Origin of the sequence: Janthinobacterium sp. NKUCC08_JDC, from assembly GCF_019345575.1 — a bacterium.
GTDB lineage: Bacteria > Pseudomonadota > Gammaproteobacteria > Burkholderiales > Burkholderiaceae_D > Janthinobacterium > Janthinobacterium aestuarii.
Map to the genome: position 1 here is coordinate 137015 of NZ_JAHKQW010000008.1, position 15901 is coordinate 152915.

At 62.5% G+C, this 15901-nt stretch carries 15 protein-coding genes; 5 read left to right on the forward strand and 10 right to left on the reverse strand.

Going from position 1 to position 15901, the window contains the following annotated elements; all coding sequences use genetic code 11:
• Window positions 1-12: 12 nt before the first annotated feature.
• The gene (gene hemE / locus KO538_RS19265; protein WP_072457493.1) at window positions 13-1098 is read right to left on the reverse strand and encodes a uroporphyrinogen decarboxylase; all 1086 of its coding nucleotides are present in this window, start codon (window positions 1096-1098) and stop codon (window positions 13-15) included.
• A 198-nt stretch (window positions 1099-1296) separates the two neighbouring features.
• On the opposite strand from hemE, the gene KO538_RS19270 reads away from it, so the two are divergent.
• The 5 genes from KO538_RS19270 to KO538_RS19290 all read left to right on the forward strand — a co-directional run bounded on the left by KO538_RS19270 (window position 1297) and on the right by KO538_RS19290 (window position 10637).
• Entirely contained in the window at window positions 1297-3240 is a 1944-nt protein-coding gene (locus KO538_RS19270; protein WP_219329341.1) for a S9 family peptidase, read from the forward strand.
• Window positions 3237-7406 (forward strand): DEAD/DEAH box helicase, encoded by a 4170-nt coding sequence (locus KO538_RS19275; RefSeq protein WP_219329342.1) that lies wholly within the window; start codon window positions 3237-3239, stop codon window positions 7404-7406. Before KO538_RS19270 ends, KO538_RS19275 begins: the two co-directional genes overlap by 4 nt.
• Window positions 7407-7475: 69 nt before the next feature.
• Window positions 7476-7964, forward strand: coding sequence for a hypothetical protein (locus KO538_RS19280; RefSeq protein ID WP_070303742.1), 489 nt, complete (start codon window positions 7476-7478; stop codon window positions 7962-7964).
• A 141-nt stretch (window positions 7965-8105) separates the two neighbouring features.
• The gene (locus KO538_RS19285) at window positions 8106-9965 is read left to right on the forward strand and encodes a DUF885 domain-containing protein (RefSeq protein WP_139092056.1); all 1860 of its coding nucleotides are present in this window, start codon (window positions 8106-8108) and stop codon (window positions 9963-9965) included.
• A gap of 171 nt (window positions 9966-10136) precedes the next feature.
• The gene (locus KO538_RS19290) at window positions 10137-10637 is read left to right on the forward strand and encodes a hypothetical protein (protein WP_219329343.1); all 501 of its coding nucleotides are present in this window, start codon (window positions 10137-10139) and stop codon (window positions 10635-10637) included.
• A gap of 84 nt (window positions 10638-10721) precedes the next feature.
• Here the strand turns inward: KO538_RS19290 and tatC are convergent, their stop codons facing one another.
• The 9 genes from tatC to hisH form a co-directional block, all read right to left on the reverse strand.
• Window positions 10722-11477, reverse strand: coding sequence for a twin-arginine translocase subunit TatC (gene tatC / locus KO538_RS19295; RefSeq protein WP_219329344.1), 756 nt, complete (start codon window positions 11475-11477; stop codon window positions 10722-10724).
• Window positions 11474-12007 (reverse strand): Sec-independent protein translocase protein TatB, encoded by a 534-nt coding sequence (tatB, locus tag KO538_RS19300; RefSeq protein WP_034753856.1) that lies wholly within the window; start codon window positions 12005-12007, stop codon window positions 11474-11476. Before tatB ends, tatC begins: the two co-directional genes overlap by 4 nt.
• A 48-nt stretch (window positions 12008-12055) precedes the next feature.
• A complete protein-coding gene (gene tatA / locus KO538_RS19305) occupies window positions 12056-12292 on the reverse strand; it encodes a Sec-independent protein translocase subunit TatA (protein WP_034753854.1) in 237 nt (78 codons plus the stop codon).
• 80 nt (window positions 12293-12372) lie between these two features.
• Window positions 12373-12744, reverse strand: coding sequence for a histidine triad nucleotide-binding protein (locus tag KO538_RS19310; protein ID WP_034753851.1), 372 nt, complete (start codon window positions 12742-12744; stop codon window positions 12373-12375).
• A 15-nt stretch (window positions 12745-12759) separates the two neighbouring features.
• Window positions 12760-13131 carry a phosphoribosyl-ATP diphosphatase gene (locus tag KO538_RS19315; protein WP_034753849.1) on the reverse strand — a complete coding sequence of 124 codons (372 nt, stop codon included), beginning with the start codon at window positions 13129-13131 and terminating at the stop codon, window positions 12760-12762.
• Complete coding sequence (hisI, locus tag KO538_RS19320; protein ID WP_034753847.1) at window positions 13128-13565, reverse strand: phosphoribosyl-AMP cyclohydrolase; 438 nt, start codon at window positions 13563-13565, stop codon at window positions 13128-13130. The genes KO538_RS19315 and hisI overlap by 4 nt, the downstream gene beginning before the upstream one ends.
• A gap of 33 nt (window positions 13566-13598) precedes the next feature.
• Window positions 13599-14360: an imidazole glycerol phosphate synthase subunit HisF gene (hisF, locus tag KO538_RS19325; protein WP_034753845.1), complete on the reverse strand. Its 762-nt coding sequence runs from the start codon at window positions 14358-14360 to the stop codon at window positions 13599-13601.
• Window positions 14361-14421: 61 nt separating this feature from the next.
• Window positions 14422-15195 (reverse strand): 1-(5-phosphoribosyl)-5-[(5-phosphoribosylamino)methylideneamino]imidazole-4-carboxamide isomerase, encoded by a 774-nt coding sequence (gene hisA, locus KO538_RS19330; protein WP_034753842.1) that lies wholly within the window; start codon window positions 15193-15195, stop codon window positions 14422-14424.
• Window positions 15196-15250: 55 nt separating this feature from the next.
• The gene (hisH, locus tag KO538_RS19335) at window positions 15251-15889 is read right to left on the reverse strand and encodes an imidazole glycerol phosphate synthase subunit HisH (protein WP_219329345.1); all 639 of its coding nucleotides are present in this window, start codon (window positions 15887-15889) and stop codon (window positions 15251-15253) included.
• Window positions 15890-15901 lie beyond the last annotated feature (12 nt).

The window sequence follows — 15901 nt, forward strand, 5'->3', positions numbered from 1 at the left end:
GGAAGCGAATACTTACTGGCCGCTGCGCATGGCGCGGCTCATGCTGTGCACGGCTTCCACCATGGCTTCCACGGATTCCGGCGGCGTGAACTGGGAAATACCATGGCCCAGGTTGAATACGTGACCCGTGCCGGCCGATGGCGCGCCAAAGGCGTTGAGCACTTTCGCCACTTCGGCGCGGATCTGCTCGGGGCTGGCGAACAGGATGGCCGGGTCGAGATTGCCCTGCAAGCCCACTTTATGACCGACCAGCTGGCGCGCGCGCGTCAGGTTGACGGTCCAGTCCAGGCCCACGGCATCGGCGCCGATGTCGGCGATCTGCTCGATCCACTGGCCGCCGCCCTTGGTAAACACGATGGCGGGAATCTTGACGCCATCCTTGTCGCGTTTCAGCTGTGCCACCACTTGCTGCATGTAGGCCAGCGAGAATTCCTGGTAGGCGCCGTCGGCCAGCGCACCGCCCCAGGAATCGAAAATCATCACGGCTTGCGCGCCGGCATCGATTTGCGCATTCAGGTATTGCGCCACGGAGGTGGCGTTGATGGCCAGGATGTGGTGCATCAGGTCCGGGCGGTTGTACAGCATCTTCTTGATGGTGTGGAATTCTTTCGAGCCGCCGCCTTCCACCATGTAGCACGCCAGGGTCCACGGGCTGCCGGAAAAACCGATCAGCGGCACGCGGCCATTGAGTTCCGTGCGGATTTGCGTGACGGCCTTGAAAACATAGTCGAGCGACTCCAGGTCCGGCACTTGCAGCGCCTTCACGTCCTGCTCCGTGCGCAGCGGACGCTCGAACTTCGGCCCTTCGCCATCGGCAAAATACAGGCCCAGGCCCATGGCGTCGGGCACCGTCAGGATGTCGGAAAACAGAATGGCCGCATCGAGCGGGAAGCGCTCCAGCGGCTGCAAGGTCACTTCCGTGGCGTAATCGGGATTCTTTGCCAGGCCCAGGAAGGAGCCGGCCCGCTCGCGCGTGGCGCGGTATTCGGGCAAATAGCGGCCCGCCTGGCGCATCAGCCAGACAGGGGTGTGCTCGGTTGGCTGGCGCAGCAGGGCACGCAGGAAAGTATCATTCTGGAGCGGAGCAAATTGTGGCATGGCAGGCAATCGAGCTTGAAGAAGCGGTATTATCGCATCCAATCGCCGCCAAATCATTGATTCCGGTGCCGCTTTGCAGCATTTGCCACGCACACCGATGACTTTCGTTGTGCCAGCCCTTCCATTATGATGATGCACGCCGCCGCGCGCCCTGACCCTGCCTGGCGACCCTTGATCCCCTCACTACACGGAGCCCGCATGACCTCGACCGCATCCAGCACCCCTTATGGCATCTGGCCATCGCCGATCAGCGCGGCCATCGTCGCCGCCGGCGCCTCGCCGCTGACGCAGCTGGCCCTGGGCGGTGCGGATGGGGCCGACGTGTTCTGGCTGGCCGGGCGCGCCAGCGAGGCGGGCCGCAATACCCTGCTGCGCCAGCGCGGCGCGCGTGTCGATGAACTGACGCCGGCGCCGTTCAATGTGCGCACCCGCGTGCATGAATACGGCGGCGGCGCGTATGCCGTGGCCGGCGATACCGTGTATTTTTCGCATTTCGCCGACAATTGCCTGTACCGCGTGAGCGGCGACGGCGCGCCTGAAGCGTTCACCACGGGCGGCAACACGCGCCATGCGGACTTCGTCGTCGATGCGGCCCGTTCCCGCTTGATCGCCGTGCGCGAACAGCACCCGGCGGAAGGCCATGCGCATCCGGAAAACAGCCTGGCGGCCGTCGGCTTCGACGGGCGTGAAACGGTGCTGGCGCGCGGTCACGATTTTTATGCGGCGCCGCGTTTGTCGCCGGACGGCAGCCAGCTGGCCTGGATCAGCTGGGATCACCCGCGCCTGCCGTGGCAAGGCACGGAACTGTGGCTGGCCGACGTGCAGGCGGACGGCAGCCTCGGGTCGCCACGCCTGATCGCCGGCGGCGCGCGCGAGTCGATTTGCCAGCCGGAATGGTCGCCGAACGGCTTGCTGCACTTCGTTTCCGACAGCAGCGGCTGGTGGAATTTGTACCGTCTGCACGGCGCCGACATCGAGGCGCTGTGCCCGATGGAAGCGGAATTTGCCACGCCGCACTGGACCTTCGGCGGCAGCATGTACGGTTTCCTTTCCGACGACGAGATCGTCTGCACGTATATCCAGGCCGGCGTCAGCTACCTGGCGCAATTGAACGTGGCGGCGGCCAAGCTCGAGCCGATACCGCACCCATACCAGGAAATCCGCGAACTGCGCGTGGGCCCCGGCTTCGTCGCGCTGCTGGGCGGCAGCCCGACCATCGCGCTGGAACTGGCGCGCATCGATTTGTCCAACCATGAGCTGGAAGTGCTGGCGCAATCGATCGCACACTTGCCCGCGCTTGAGTATTTGTCCGTGCCGCGCAGCTTGAGTTTCCCTAGTAGCAATGGCCGCACGGCCTACGCCTTCTTCTATGCGCCGCACAACACCGACGTGCAGGCGCCGGCGGGAACCTTGCCGCCCGTCATTGTCATCAGCCACGGCGGACCCACCAGCATGGCCAGCAATACATTAAAGCTGGCGACGCAGTACTGGACCAGCCGCGGCATCGGCGTGCTCGACGTCAACTATGGCGGCAGCAGCGGCTTCGGCCGCGAATACCGCGACGCGCTGCGCGGCCAGTGGGGTATCGTCGACGTGGAAGACTGCATCGCCGGCGCGCGCTACCTGGCCGCCAACGGCCTGGCCGACCCGGAACGCCTGATCATCCGCGGCGGCAGCGCGGGCGGCCTGACGACCCTGTGCGCACTGACGTTCCACGACGTCTTCAAGGCGGGCGCCAGCTACTATGGCGTGTCCGACCTGAAGGGCCTGGATGACGATTCGCACAAGTTCGAATCGCGCTACACCGATTACCTGATCGCTTCGCAGCCGCAAGCCGAGGCGCTGTACCTTGAGCGCTCGCCCATCCACCACACGGATAAACTGTCGCGCCCGATGATCTTCTTCCAGGGCCTCGACGACAAGGTGGTGCCGCCGCAGCAGTCGCAGCTGATGGTCGACGCCCTGCAGGCGCGCGGCGTGCCTGTCGCGTATGTGCCGCTCGAAGGCGAGGGCCACGGCTTCCGCAAGGCGGAAAACATCGTGCGCACCCTGGACGCGGAACTGTATTTCTACCAGCGCGTGTTCGGCCTGCCAGTGGCGGCCGGCACAGCCCCTGTCCACATCGCCAATTTGCCCGCATGACAGACCAGCTCTTGCTTGACGAATTTGCCGCACTGGAGCAGCACGAACAGATGATCCTGGCCCTGCTGGCCATCGCGGGCGAACCGGTGGGCAAGCATGCCGTGTATGAACACTTGCAGCGCGCCAATGTCGTCGAGCCGGATGGCACGCCGTTCGCCCTGCTCACCGTCACGAACATGCTGCAGCATTTGACGCGGCACGCGCTGGCGTCCGAAGTGGTGGGACGGGGCTTTGCCTGCGAAGCGAAATTGCGCTGGCCCGCCATGCGCGCCGCCATCGAGCACCTGGTGTTTCGCGACCTGTGCCAGGCCATCGAGCTGATCAACCCCGTGCGCCGCAACTGGGATGGCTATGTGGAATTGCGCAGCTACCGGCAAGGCGTGGCGCGCTTGCGCATCGCCCTGCTGCGCAACGACGAGGTGCGCCACGTGGCCGCCATCCTGGCCGCCTGCATGGCCTGCTATGAAGCGCAGCAGCTGCATCCGCTGATCGAGATTTTCGGCCGCCCGTTCGAACCGGAAATGCTGTCTTTCGTCATGCCGCAGCTGCAGGACGACATCCTCGCCGTGCTGCTGGGCAACGCTCCGCGCGAACCGGCCACGGCGCACGCCATCCGCACGTATGCGCGCGCCCACCATGCGCGCCAGGCGGCCGCCGGCGACCATATCGGCGCCGCCCTGCCGTTGGCCCTGGCAGAAGACGCCCTGCTGTGCGGCGAACTCGACGCGACCGCCCGTTACCTGGCGGGCCAGCAGGGGCCGCAGGCGCTGTTTGTCGACAGCAGCATCGCCCTGTTGCGCGGCGAACATGCGCACGCCGTGGCCGGCTTTGAAACGGCCTTGAAAGGGCTGCGCAAGGAGGCGGGCAAGCGCAAGCTGTGCTTCACCGGCATCGGCGGCCATTTGTACGTGCTGGCGCTATTGCGCGGCAACGATGCCAAGCTGCTGAAAAACGCGGAAACCTATCTCGATATCGCGCTGCACGCGCAGCCGAACCACGACAGCATCGTCTACCAGCAACTGAACACCTTGCGCCTCGTGCGCGCCGGCGTGCAGCAGGCGGAAAGCATTTCCACGCGCAGTTGGGAAACGGGACTGCAGCCGCAGCTGTTCCAGGCCTTGCTGTACTACTGGCTGGCGCTACCACAACTGGCCGAACGCAAGGACCAGTTGCGAGCCCTGGTGCAGCAAGCGGACGCCGCCGGCTACGATTTGATCGCCGCGCAGGCGGCCGGCTTGCTGGGCTTGATGGGCGAGCCGCAGCAGGAGCGCTATGCCACGGCCAAGCGGGCGCAACATGGATTGACGGACATGGCGCCGTGGTTCGAACGCCAGGAAGCGTGGCAGCGCCAGCTGAGTGCGCTCATCAACCTGCAGCAGAACGCGCCCGCCGAAGCGCTGGGCGGCGTGTCGCGGCTCGTATGGCTGGTGGCGTTCGATCCTCGCTTTGGTCTCACTGCAGTGGAAGTGCGCGAGCAGAAACGCGACGCACGCGGCGGCTGGAGCAAGGGCCGCGCCATGGGCCTGAAACGCCTGGCCGAGGAAGCGGGCGACATCGATTTCCTCACGCCGCAAGACGCGCGCGCGGCCGGCAGCATCGCGCCGTTCAAACAATACTATTCATCGGCGCCGCGCTATGAAGTCGAGCTCGACAAGGCCGCCGTCCTGCTCGTCGGCCACCCGCTCGTGTTCTGGCTCGATAATCCCGACACGAGAGTGGAACTGATCGCCGGCGCGCCGGAGCTGCTGATCAAGTCGCACGAGGGGCAGCTGTGGCTGGGCATGCAACCACCACTGCCCGACAGCGGCAGCAATGTCGTGGTGCAAAGGGAAACGCCGACGCGCCTGCGCGTGGTGCACATCCTCGACGAGCACCGGCGCATCGGCGCCATCGTGGGCCTGGGCCTGTCCGTGCCCCTGCATGCGGAAAAACAAGTGATGCAGGCGATCGGCGCCATCTCGTCCATGGTCACCGTGCAATCGGACATCGGCGGCGGCGCCGGCGACGCGGAAGCGATCACGGCCGACCACCGCCTGCACGTGCATTTGCTGCCCTACCAGCAGGGCCTGAAAATGCAGATTTTAGTCCGCCCACTGCTCGACAACGGCGCCTACTATGCGCCCGGCAGCGGCGCCGAAAGCGTGTTTGCCGATGTGGCAGGCCGTGCCGTGCAAGCGCGGCGCGACCTGAACGCGGAACGCGAAGCGCAGCGCCAGCTGATCGGGAAATGCCTGGTGCTGGAAGAGGCGGAAGAAGAGCATGGCGAGTGGCTGCTGGGCCAGCCAGCGCTGGGCCTGCAATTGCTGGTCGAGCTGCAAGCGCTCGACCCGAATGGCATGGTATTGGCGTGGCCCGAGGGCGAAACCATGCGCGTGTCGAAACGCATCGACAGCGGCCAGATGCGCCTGAATATCAAGAGTGAAAAAGATTGGTTTGCCGCCAGCGGCGAGGTGCAGATCGATGAAGACAAGGTGATGGATTTGCGCGCCCTGCTCGACTTGATGCAGAACAATAAAAGCCGCTTCGTGGCCTTGGGCGACAACCAGTTCCTGGCCCTCAGCGACGAGCTGCACCGGCGCCTGTCGGAACTGGCCGCGTATGGCGAGGCGCATGCCGACGGCGTGCACATCCACCCGCTGGCCGCGTTTGCGCTGGAAGAGCTGGCCAACGATGCGGGCGGCGTGAACGCCGACAAATTGTGGCGCGAACACTTGCTGCGCCTGCGCGCCCTCGACGACTATCAACCGCAACTGCCCAGCACACTGCAGGCGGACTTGCGCGACTATCAGCTGGCCGGCTACGAATGGCTGGCGCGCCTGGCGCACTGGGGCGTGGGCGCCTGCCTGGCCGACGACATGGGACTCGGCAAGACGTTACAAGCGCTGGCGCTGATCCTGGCGCGCGCGCCGAACGGCCCCACCCTCGTCGTCGCCCCCACGTCCGTGTGCATGAACTGGATCAGCGAAGCGCAGCGCTTCGCGCCCACCTTGAACATCAAACTGTTCGGCAGCGGCGACCGCGCCGACATGCTGGAAACATTGCAGCCGTTCGACGTGGTGGTGGCCAGCTATGGCTTGCTGCAGCAGGAAGCGGCCATGTTTGCCGGCGTGCACTGGCATACGATCGTGCTCGACGAAGCGCAGGCGATCAAGAATGGCGCGACCAAGCGCTCGCAAGCCGTGATGGCCCTGCAAGGCGACTTCCGCATGGTGGCCAGCGGCACGCCGCTGGAAAACCACCTGGGCGAATTGTGGAACCTGTTCCGCTTCATCAACCCCGGCTTGCTGGGCACCCTCGACCAGTTCAACCTGCGCTTCGCCGGGCCGATCGAGAAGGATCAGGACAAGCGGGCGGCGGCCGGTGCGCGCTTGCGGCTGCGCCGTTTGATCGCGCCGTTCATCCTGCGCCGGACAAAGACGCAAGTGCTGTCGGAATTGCCGTCGCGCACGGAAATCGTGCTGGAAGTGGAATTGTCGCCGCAGGAAACGGCGCTGTACGAATCGTTGCGCCGCGAAGCGCTGGAAAAGCTGGCCATGGTGGAAGGGCCGGCATCCAAGAAAGCCATCCAGATCCTGGCCGAGATCATGAGGCTGCGCCGCGCCTGCTGCAATCCGCAACTGGTGGCGCCGGAATTGGGCCTGGCCAGCAGCAAGCTGGCGGCGTTCGCCCAACTGCTGTCGGGCTTGCTAGAAAACCGCCACAAGGTGCTCGTCTTCAGCCAGTTCGTCGACCATTTGACCCTGATCCGCCAGCATCTGGAACAGCATGGCGTGCGCTACCAGTATCTCGACGGCAGTACGCCGATGCAGGAGCGCAAGCGCCGCGTCGACGCCTTCCAGGCGGGCGACGGCGATGTTTTCCTCATCAGCCTGAAGGCGGGCGGCATGGGCATCAATTTGACGGCGGCCGATTACGTGATCCACATGGATCCGTGGTGGAACCCGGCCGTGGAAGACCAGGCCTCGGACCGCGCCCACCGCATGGGGCAATTGCGCCCCGTCACCATCTACCGCCTGGTGGCGAAACATACGATCGAGGAAGGCATCGTCGAATTGCACCAGCACAAGCGCGACCTGGCCGACAGTCTGTTGGAAGGCAGCGATGCGGCCGCGCGCATGTCGGCCAATGACATGCTGGGCATGCTGCAGGAAGGGTTGAAGCGATGAGATTGAAAAAATGAGCGGGGCCACCGCGTTCCATGCGATGATCCATTTTCCCTGTTGCCCTCCCACGCCATGACCGACTACATCGCCACCAGCGCCGGCCAGCGCGCCACCTTTTTGTGCGGCAAATCCTGGACCGCCTATGTCAGCACCTTCCTCATTGCCGTGCTGCTATTTTTTGCCGCCCTGCCGCTGGCCTTCAAGTACAACACGCGCGCCGCCTTCATCGTGCTGGTCGGCTCGGCCCTGATCGTCGGCTACCGCCTGCTGACGATACGCAGCTACCAGCTGTACTACGATGAGGCGGGCGTGTGGCTGGCATCCGGCATCTTGCCGTGGAAAAAGAAACTCACGGGCGTCAAATGGCGCGACATGGATGAAGCCGTCTATGAAACGAACTTCTGGAGCTGGCTGTTCCAGTCCTACACGGTGCGCGTCAGCCAGCGCTACACGCAGGAAACGGAAATCCACGCCACCGGCATGGCGCGCGGCAAGGATGCCGTGGCGGCCATCAATGCGCGCCACCAGGAACTGCTGCACGGCAGCGCCATCGTCGTCTAGCGCCGCAGGGGCAATTAGTGCTAATCTTTGGGCCGCCCAGGCAAGCAAGGCCAACCTTTCAATAGTTGTTTGTTACTTATATTATCAGTTTATTATTTCCTGATGATGGCAAACGACAAAATATTCAAGAGATAAACTATGCTGATAAAAAATAAAGTTGCGCTCGCCGCATTGATGATGGCCTTTACCCTGACACCGGCCAGCGCCGCCAAGAAGCCGCAGAAAAACGGCAAGGCCAGCACCAGCAGCAGCAAGAAGAAAACCGTCGCCAAGAAAGCGGCCGTCGTCACGGCGGCCACGGCAGCCACGGTCGCGGCCGTCGCCAGCGAGAACAGCAGCGACCGCTCAATGAATAACCTGAGCGGCCAGTTCCTCACGGCCCTGTGGCGCCTGGACCCGGAAAGCGCGATTTCCGTCGGCAAGTACGATGGTGCCGCCAACCTGAGCATTCCCGACGCGGCCAGCCGCCAGAAGCAACTGGCCTTCATCGAAGAATGGCTGGGCAAGTTCGGCAAGCTCAATGCCGGCAAAATGTCGGACAAGCAACGTACTGACCTGGCCTTGCTGACCAATAAACTGCAATCGGACCGCTGGTATCTGACCACCTTCCGCGAATTCGAATGGAATCCCGCCCAGTACAACGTGGCCGGTTCCATCGACTTCATCCTGAACACGGAATACGCGGCCCAGCCGCAGCGCCTGCGCACCTTGCTCAAGCGCATCGCCACCGTGCCGCAATACTATGCGGCCGCGCGCGCCAGCATCGTCAATCCCACGCGCGAACACACGCAGCTGGCCATTGCCCAGAGCGCAGGCGTGCTCAGCGTGCTTGACGACCTGAACAAGACGGCACAGGGTTCCATCCTGACGCCGGCGGAAAAGCAGCTGTACAACGCGCGCATCGCTGCGGCCCGCACGGCCGTGCAAGGCTATGCGGCCTGGCTGACGGAACAGGATGCGGCGCTGGCGCAGAACGGCAATGCGCGCTCCTTCCGCATCGGCAAGGATTTGTACGAACAGAAATTCGCCTACGATATCCAGGCCAGCGTAAGCGCCGAGCAGATGTACCAGAAAGCCCTGGCCGCGCGCGAAAAGCTGCTCGAGCACATGGATAGCCTGTCCGACGAGCTGTGGGTGAAAACCATGGGCGCCACGGCCAAGCCGGCGGACCGCACGGCAAAGATCGGCATGGTGATCGACAAGCTGTCGAGCAACCACGTGGCGGCCGCCGATTTCGTGCCGGAAATCCGCCGCCAGATCCCGGAATTGCAGGAATGGGTGACCAGCCACAACCTGCTGACGATGGACCCGAAAAAGCCCCTCGTCGTGCGTGAAACGCCCGCTTACCAGCGCGGCGTGGCCGGCGCCAGCATCGAGGCGCCCGGCCCGTACCGCCCGCAAGACCGTACCTATTACAACGTGACGCCGCTCGATGGCGAAACGCCGGAACAGGCGGAAAGCAGCTTGCGCGAATACAACCACTGGATCTTGCAGATCCTGAACATCCATGAAGCCATCCCCGGCCATTACACGCAGCTCGTGTATGCCAACAAATCGCCGTCCCTGGTCAAGTCCATCTTCGGCAACGGCGCCATGATCGAAGGCTGGGCCGTGTATGGCGAGCGCATGATGCTCGAATCGGGTTATGGCAACAACGCGCCGGAAATGTGGCTGATGTATTCGAAGTGGAACTTGCGCAGCGTCACCAACACCATCCTCGACTACAGCGTGCACGTGCTGGGCATGACGGAAGCGCAAGCGCTCGACCTGCTGACGCGCCAGGCTTTCCAGACCCAGCGTGAAGCGAAGGAAAAATGGCGCCGTGTGCAGCTGAGCTCGGTGCAACTGACCAGCTATTTCAGCGGCTACAGCGAAATCATGGACTTGCGCGAACAGCGCAAGCAAGCGCTGGGCAGCAAATTCGTGCTGAAGGATTTCCACGAGCAATTCCTCAGCTACGGCAGCGCGCCCGTGAAAGTCATCAAGGAACTGATGAATTAACTTGTACGCATCCTCTCCTTGCAAAGGGCGCCCCGGCGCCCTTTTTGCATGCGTTTGCGCCACCGCAAACCGCCGGCGTGCCTGTCCATTACGCTGACGGGAAGGCAGGCGCCACCGCACTCCTCACTGGCAATTGCCGATTTTCCTGCTAGGCTGGATACAGGAGCGTCCATGCATATGCCCATCCAGTTCGACACCCTCGATTACGCCAAACGCCTTGCCTCGGCCGGCGTGCCCACGCAGCAGGCGGAAGCCCATGCGACGGCGCTGGGCGACGTACTGGGTTCGGCCGTCGTCGTGCATGGCGAACTGGCGGCGCTCGAGCGCAATCTGCTGGGGGAAATCAAGCTGGTGTCGCACAACGTCGATACCAAGGTGGGCGCGCTGGAGTTGAAGATCGATGCACTGGAGCTCAGACTCGATACCCGGATCGATGCACTGGACCTGAAACTCGATACGAGGATCGATGCGCTGGAGCACAAAGTCGATACCAAATTAGACGCCTTGGAACACAAATTCGACGCCAAATTTGACGCATTCGAGCACAAATTCGACGCCCGCCTGGAACGCCTGGACTTGCGCCATGGCGCGGACATGAAACACGTGTACTGGATGATGAGCACCCTGATCCTGCTCAATCTGGGCATCCTCAGCAAACTGATGCTGCAGTAAGCACCCACCAACTTTCCGGACGATAAAAAAGCCGCTGCTCCCGAAGGAGGTCAGCGGCTTTTGCCTGTACGTGTAGTCAATCGTCTAGGACACTTCTTCCGGCGCTTGCGTGGCCTTGACGAAGATGGGCGCTACCAGCAGGCCCAGCTCGAACAGCAGGCACATCGGGATGGCCAGCGAGAACTGGCTGACGACGTCCGGCGGCGTGACGATGGCGGCAATCACGAAGGCGCCGACGATGATGTAGGGACGCACTTCCTTGAGTTTCGCGATGCTAACCAGCCCCATGCGCACGAGGATCACCACCACCACGGGCACTTCGAACGTGGCGCCAAAGGCCAGGCACATCGACATGACGAAATCGAGGTAATTTTCGATATCGGGCGTCACCGCGATCGACGATGGCGAAAAGTCGCTGATGAAGTGGAAGACGCGGCCAAACACAAAGAAATAACAGAAGGCCACGCCGGCCATGAACAGCAGGGAAGACGAGATGACCAGCGGTGCGATCAGGCGCTTTTCATGCGTGTACAGGCCGGGGGCGATAAACGCCCACATCTGGTACAGCACCCAGGGCAAGGCGACGATGAAGGCGATCACCAGGGTCACTTTCATCGGTACGAGGAACGGTGAAATGACGCCGGTGGCGATCATTTTCGAGCCGGCCGGCAGCGAGGCGATCATCGGCGCCGCGATAAAATCGTAGATCTGCGAGGGGCCGGGCCAATAGAACAGCACGGCGCAGACGACGGCGATGCCGATCGACGCCTTGACCAGGCGGTTGCGCAGCTCGACCAGATGCGAGATAAAAGTTTCTTCCACCGGGGATTTGCTACTCATGAGTAAAAGGAGGAGGAACTGGTGCGCGGACGGAAGCGCGCCACGCGAGCGGCGGCCGACTGCACGTGCAGCTTGCCGCCATGGCGCTGCTTGTACCAGCCAGGGATGGCGGAATTGCGCACCAGCTTCTTGCGACGGAATTCGCGCGCCTTGCGAGCCAGGTCTTCATTGGTGGCGCGCAGCATGGCTTCATGGGCATCGTGATGCTCATCATACGAACTCGAATCGCCACGCCAGGCGTTTTCCACCTCGGCCAGGTTGCCGGAGATCGAATTTTCCACGCCATGCATGGATTTCTCCACGCTTTGCTTGACGGAATGGGCCGCATCCTGCACTTCCTTCTGCAGGTTTTTCAGCTCTTCCATTTCAATTTCGCGCGAGACTTCGGATTTCACCTGGTTCAGGTAGCGTTGCGCGCGGCCATACAGGGTACCGGCCATGCGCGCCACTCTCGGCAACTTTTCAGGGCCGATAACTATCAACGCAACCACGCCGATGATGGCGATTTTAGAGAGACCGAGATCGATCATAAGCGGACAAGGGCCGTTACCGGACGAGGCAAGCGCCCCGCCACGCTATCAGGACTTGCTTTTCTCTTTCGTCTCGACGTCGATGGTGCTTTTGTCGGCCACTTGCGATGGCGCAGCAGGAGGGGTATTGGCTGCCGGGGCGTCATCTTCGCCCTTGACGCCATCCTTGAAGCCTTTGACGGCCTTGCCGATATCACCGCCGATATTGCCCAGTTTCTTGGTGCCGAAGACCAGCATCACAATGACCAGAACGATCACCCAGTGCCAAATACTCAATGAACCCATCACATTCTCCTTGCGGGACGGTGCCCGAATAGCGTCAACCAATGCCGGTAGTATACACGTGAACCCGGCGCGCAGCGAAATCAGTGTTGACCGCGCCAGGGACGGGGACCGCCGTACACATGCATGTGCAGGTGATACACCTCTTGCCCGCCGTTCGGGCCGCTGTTGATCATGGTCTTGAAGCCGCCGGCGGGCGCGCCATCGGCTTCATACGTGACGGCGCAACCGAACTCGGCAGCAAGTTTCGGCGCCAGGCGCAGCAGCTTGCCCAGCATGTCCGTATGGCTGTCGTCGCAATCGGACAGGCTGGCCACGTGGCGCTTCGGGATCAGCAGCAGATGCACGGGGGCGGCCGGATTGATATCCTTGAAGGCCAGCAAGTCCTCGTCTTCATACACGATGCTCGAGGGAATTTGTTTTGCGGCAATCTTGCAGAAAATACAGTTATCCACGCATGCTCCAGTAGGTCAGTGTTTGTCTGTTTCGCCGGCGTCGCGCAGCTCATCCTTGCGTGCCGCCTTTTCTTCCAGGCCGGACAGGCCTTCGCGGCGCGCCAGCTCGTCGAGTACCTGCTGCGGCGTCAGGTCGAACTGCGCCAGCATCACCAGCGAGTGGAACCACAGGTCGGCGCATTCATACAGCACCTTCGACGGGTCGTTGTCGCGGCGCGCATCTTTGGCGGCCATCACGGTTTCCGTGGCCTCTTCGCCGATTTTTTTCAAAATCGCGTCATCGCCCTTGGCAAACAGGCGCGCGACATACGACGTGGCCGGGTCGCCGCCATTGGCCAGCTTGCGCGATTCGATCACGGCGGCCAGGCGCTTCAGGGTTTCGCTCATTTGCTCTTGCTTTCCGCGTAAATCGTCTCAGGGTCTTTCAGGACGGGGTCGGTGACTTGCCATTCGCCCGTTTTTTCGTCGCCTTCGAATTTCTGGAAGAAACACGAATGGCGGCCCGTATGGCAGGCGATGCCGCCCGCCTGCTCGATTTTCAGCAAGACCACGTCTTCGTCGCAATCGAGGCGGATTTCCAGCACCTTTTGCGTGTGGCCCGACTCTTCGCCCTTGTGCCACAGTTTCTTGCGCGAACGGCTCCAGTATACGGCTTCGCCCAGCTCCACCGTGCGCGCCAGCGCATCGCGGTTCATCCAGGCGAACATCAGCACGTCGTTGCTGCCCGCTTCCTGCGCGATCACGGGCACGAGGCCGTGCTCGTCCCATTTGACCTTTTTCAGCCACTTGGCATTGCTTGCTACGATGGTTCCGTTTTGCATGTTCTTCTATCCTGCTGATTTTATTGCTTGTATTTACGCCAGGCGCATGGGGATGCCCTGCTGCGCCATGAAACGCTTGGCTTCCTGCACCGTGTGCTGGCCATAGTGGAAGATGCTGGCGGCCAGCACGGCGTCCGCGCGGCCCACCTTGATGCCGTCGACCAGGTCCTGCAAGCCGCCCACGCCGCCCGAGGCGATGACGGGGATGCTGACGGCGTCGGACACGCCGCGCGTCAGGCCCAGGTCGAAGCCGACTTTGGTGCCGTCGCGGTCCATGCTGGTGAGCAAGATTTCACCGGCGCCCAAGCTTTCCATTTTACGCGCCCATTCGAACGCGTCCAGGCCCGTGGCAGTGCGCCCGCCATGGGTAAACACTTCCCACTTGCCGGGCGACACCTGCTTGGCGTCGATGGCGACGACGATGCATTGCGAACCGTGCTTTTGCGAGGCCTCGTACACGAGCTGGGGATTCGTCACGGCCGAGGTGTTGATGCTGACCTTGTCGGCGCCCGCATTGAGCAGCCGGCGCACGTCTTCCACCACGCGCACGCCGCCGCCCACCGTCAGCGGAATGAACACTTGCGACGCCACGGCTTCGATGATGTCGAAGATCAGGCCGCGGTTGTCGCTGGACGCGGTAATGTCGAGGAAAGTGATTTCATCGGCGCCCTGCTCGTCATAGCGGCGGGCGATTTCCACCGGATCGCCGGCGTCGCGCAATTCCGTGAAATTGACGCCTTTGACGACGCGGCCATTGGTCACGTCGAGGCAGGGGATGATACGTTTTGCAAGCATGATGGTATCCAGATTGTCGCCAGGCCAGGGCGTGCGCAGGCACGCTCCCGGCCGGGCAGGCTTAAACGGCGGCGTCGGTCAGTTCGTCGGCGCGTTCTTGCGCCTGCGCCAGGTCGATCGTGCCTTCATAGATGGAACGGCCGCAGATCACGCCTTCGATGCCTTCGGCCTGAACCGCGCACAGCGCTTCCACGTCGCCGATATTGTGCAGGCCGCCCGAGGCGATGACGGGGATCTTGACGGCTTGCGCCAGCTTGACGGTGGCGTCGATATTGATGCCGCCCATCATGCCGTCGCGGCCGATGTCCGTGTAGATGATCGATTCGACGCCGTAGGCTTCGAATTTTTTCGCCAGGTCGATCACTTCGTGGCCCGACATCTTGCTCCAGCCATCCGTTGCCACTTTACCATCCTTGGCATCGAGGCCGACGATGATGTGGCCGGGGAAAGCGCTGCAGGCGTCATGCAGGAAGCCGGGGCTTTTCACGGCCGCCGTGCCGATGATGATGTAGGTGATGCCGGCGTCGAGGTAGCGCTCGATGGTGTCGAGGTCGCGGATGCCGCCGCCCAGCTGCACGGGGATTTCCTCGATGTCGTTTTCCACGGCGAAATCTTGCACGGCCTTCAGGATGGCTTTGACGGCGCCCTCGTTCTTCGGCTTACCGGCAAAGGCGCCGTTCAGGTCGACCAGGTGCAGCCGGCGCGCGCCTTGCATCAGCCAATGGCGGGCCATGTCGGCCGGGTCTTCGGAAAATACGGTGGCAAGTTCCATATCGCCTTGTTTCAGGCGTACGCAGTGACCGTCTTTCAGGTCGATGGCGGGAATGAGCAGCATGGTCAGTGTGATTTAAAAGTGAGTGAGAGGCGGAAAAAAAGCCGGAGAGCTAACGTTAAGGTTGCCAGTGAACGAAGTTCTTGTACAGCTGCAAGCCAGCGGCAGCACTTTTTTCAGGGTGGAACTGTGTGGCGAAAATATTATCACGGGCGACGGCGCAAGCGAACGGCGCACCATAGACAGTCTCGCCCACCGTGTGCAACGCCTCTTGAGGTTGAGCAAAATAGCTGTGCACAAAGTAAAAATAGGCGTTGTCGGCGATACCATCCCACATGACATGGGACGCCGTTTGCCGCACTTGGTTCCAGCCCATTTGCGGCACCTTGAAGCGCGAGCCATCTTCCTGCATTTGGCCGTCGAGCTGGAAACGCACGACTTTGCCGGGCAGCAAGCCCAGACCGGCCGCGTCGCCCTCTTCGCTGCCGTCGAACAGCATTTGCTCGCCGATGCACACGCCCAGCACGGGCTTGCTATCGGCGGCGCGCAGCAGCGCTTCGAGCACGCCCGATTCGCGCAGGCTGCGCATGCAGTCGGGCATGGCGCCCTGGCCCGGCAAGACGATGCGGTCGGCGCTGTCGATGTCTTGCGCCAATCCGGAAATGCGCACATCGGCTTCGGGCGCCACGGCACGCAGCGCTTGCGCCACCGAGCGCAAATTGCCCATGCCGTAATCCACCACCACAATTTTATTCATGTTTGATCTCGG

Bases quoted from the DNA above. Each gene is read 5' to 3' on its own strand.
- hisA (WP_034753842.1), bottom strand. From the start codon at position 15,195: ATGCTGCTCATTCCCGCCATCGACCTGAAAGACGGTCACTGCGTACGC.
- KO538_RS19270 (WP_219329341.1), top strand. From the start codon at position 1,297: ATGACCTCGACCGCATCCAGCACCCCTTATGGCATCTGGCCATCGCCG.
- hisI (WP_034753847.1), bottom strand. From the start codon at position 13,565: ATGCAAAACGGAACCATCGTAGCAAGCAATGCCAAGTGGCTGAAAAAG.
- KO538_RS19290 (WP_219329343.1), top strand. From the start codon at position 10,137: ATGCATATGCCCATCCAGTTCGACACCCTCGATTACGCCAAACGCCTT.
- tatA (WP_034753854.1), bottom strand. From the start codon at position 12,292: ATGGGTTCATTGAGTATTTGGCACTGGGTGATCGTTCTGGTCATTGTG.
- hisF (WP_034753845.1), bottom strand. From the start codon at position 14,360: ATGCTTGCAAAACGTATCATCCCCTGCCTCGACGTGACCAATGGCCGC.
- tatB (WP_034753856.1), bottom strand. From the start codon at position 12,007: ATGATCGATCTCGGTCTCTCTAAAATCGCCATCATCGGCGTGGTTGCG.
- hemE (WP_072457493.1), bottom strand. From the start codon at position 1,098: ATGCCACAATTTGCTCCGCTCCAGAATGATACTTTCCTGCGTGCCCTG.
- hisH (WP_219329345.1), bottom strand. From the start codon at position 15,889: ATGAATAAAATTGTGGTGGTGGATTACGGCATGGGCAATTTGCGCTCG.
- KO538_RS19275 (WP_219329342.1), top strand. From the start codon at position 3,237: ATGACAGACCAGCTCTTGCTTGACGAATTTGCCGCACTGGAGCAGCAC.
- tatC (WP_219329344.1), bottom strand. From the start codon at position 11,477: ATGAGTAGCAAATCCCCGGTGGAAGAAACTTTTATCTCGCATCTGGTC.
- KO538_RS19315 (WP_034753849.1), bottom strand. From the start codon at position 13,131: ATGAGCGAAACCCTGAAGCGCCTGGCCGCCGTGATCGAATCGCGCAAG.
- KO538_RS19280 (WP_070303742.1), top strand. From the start codon at position 7,476: ATGACCGACTACATCGCCACCAGCGCCGGCCAGCGCGCCACCTTTTTG.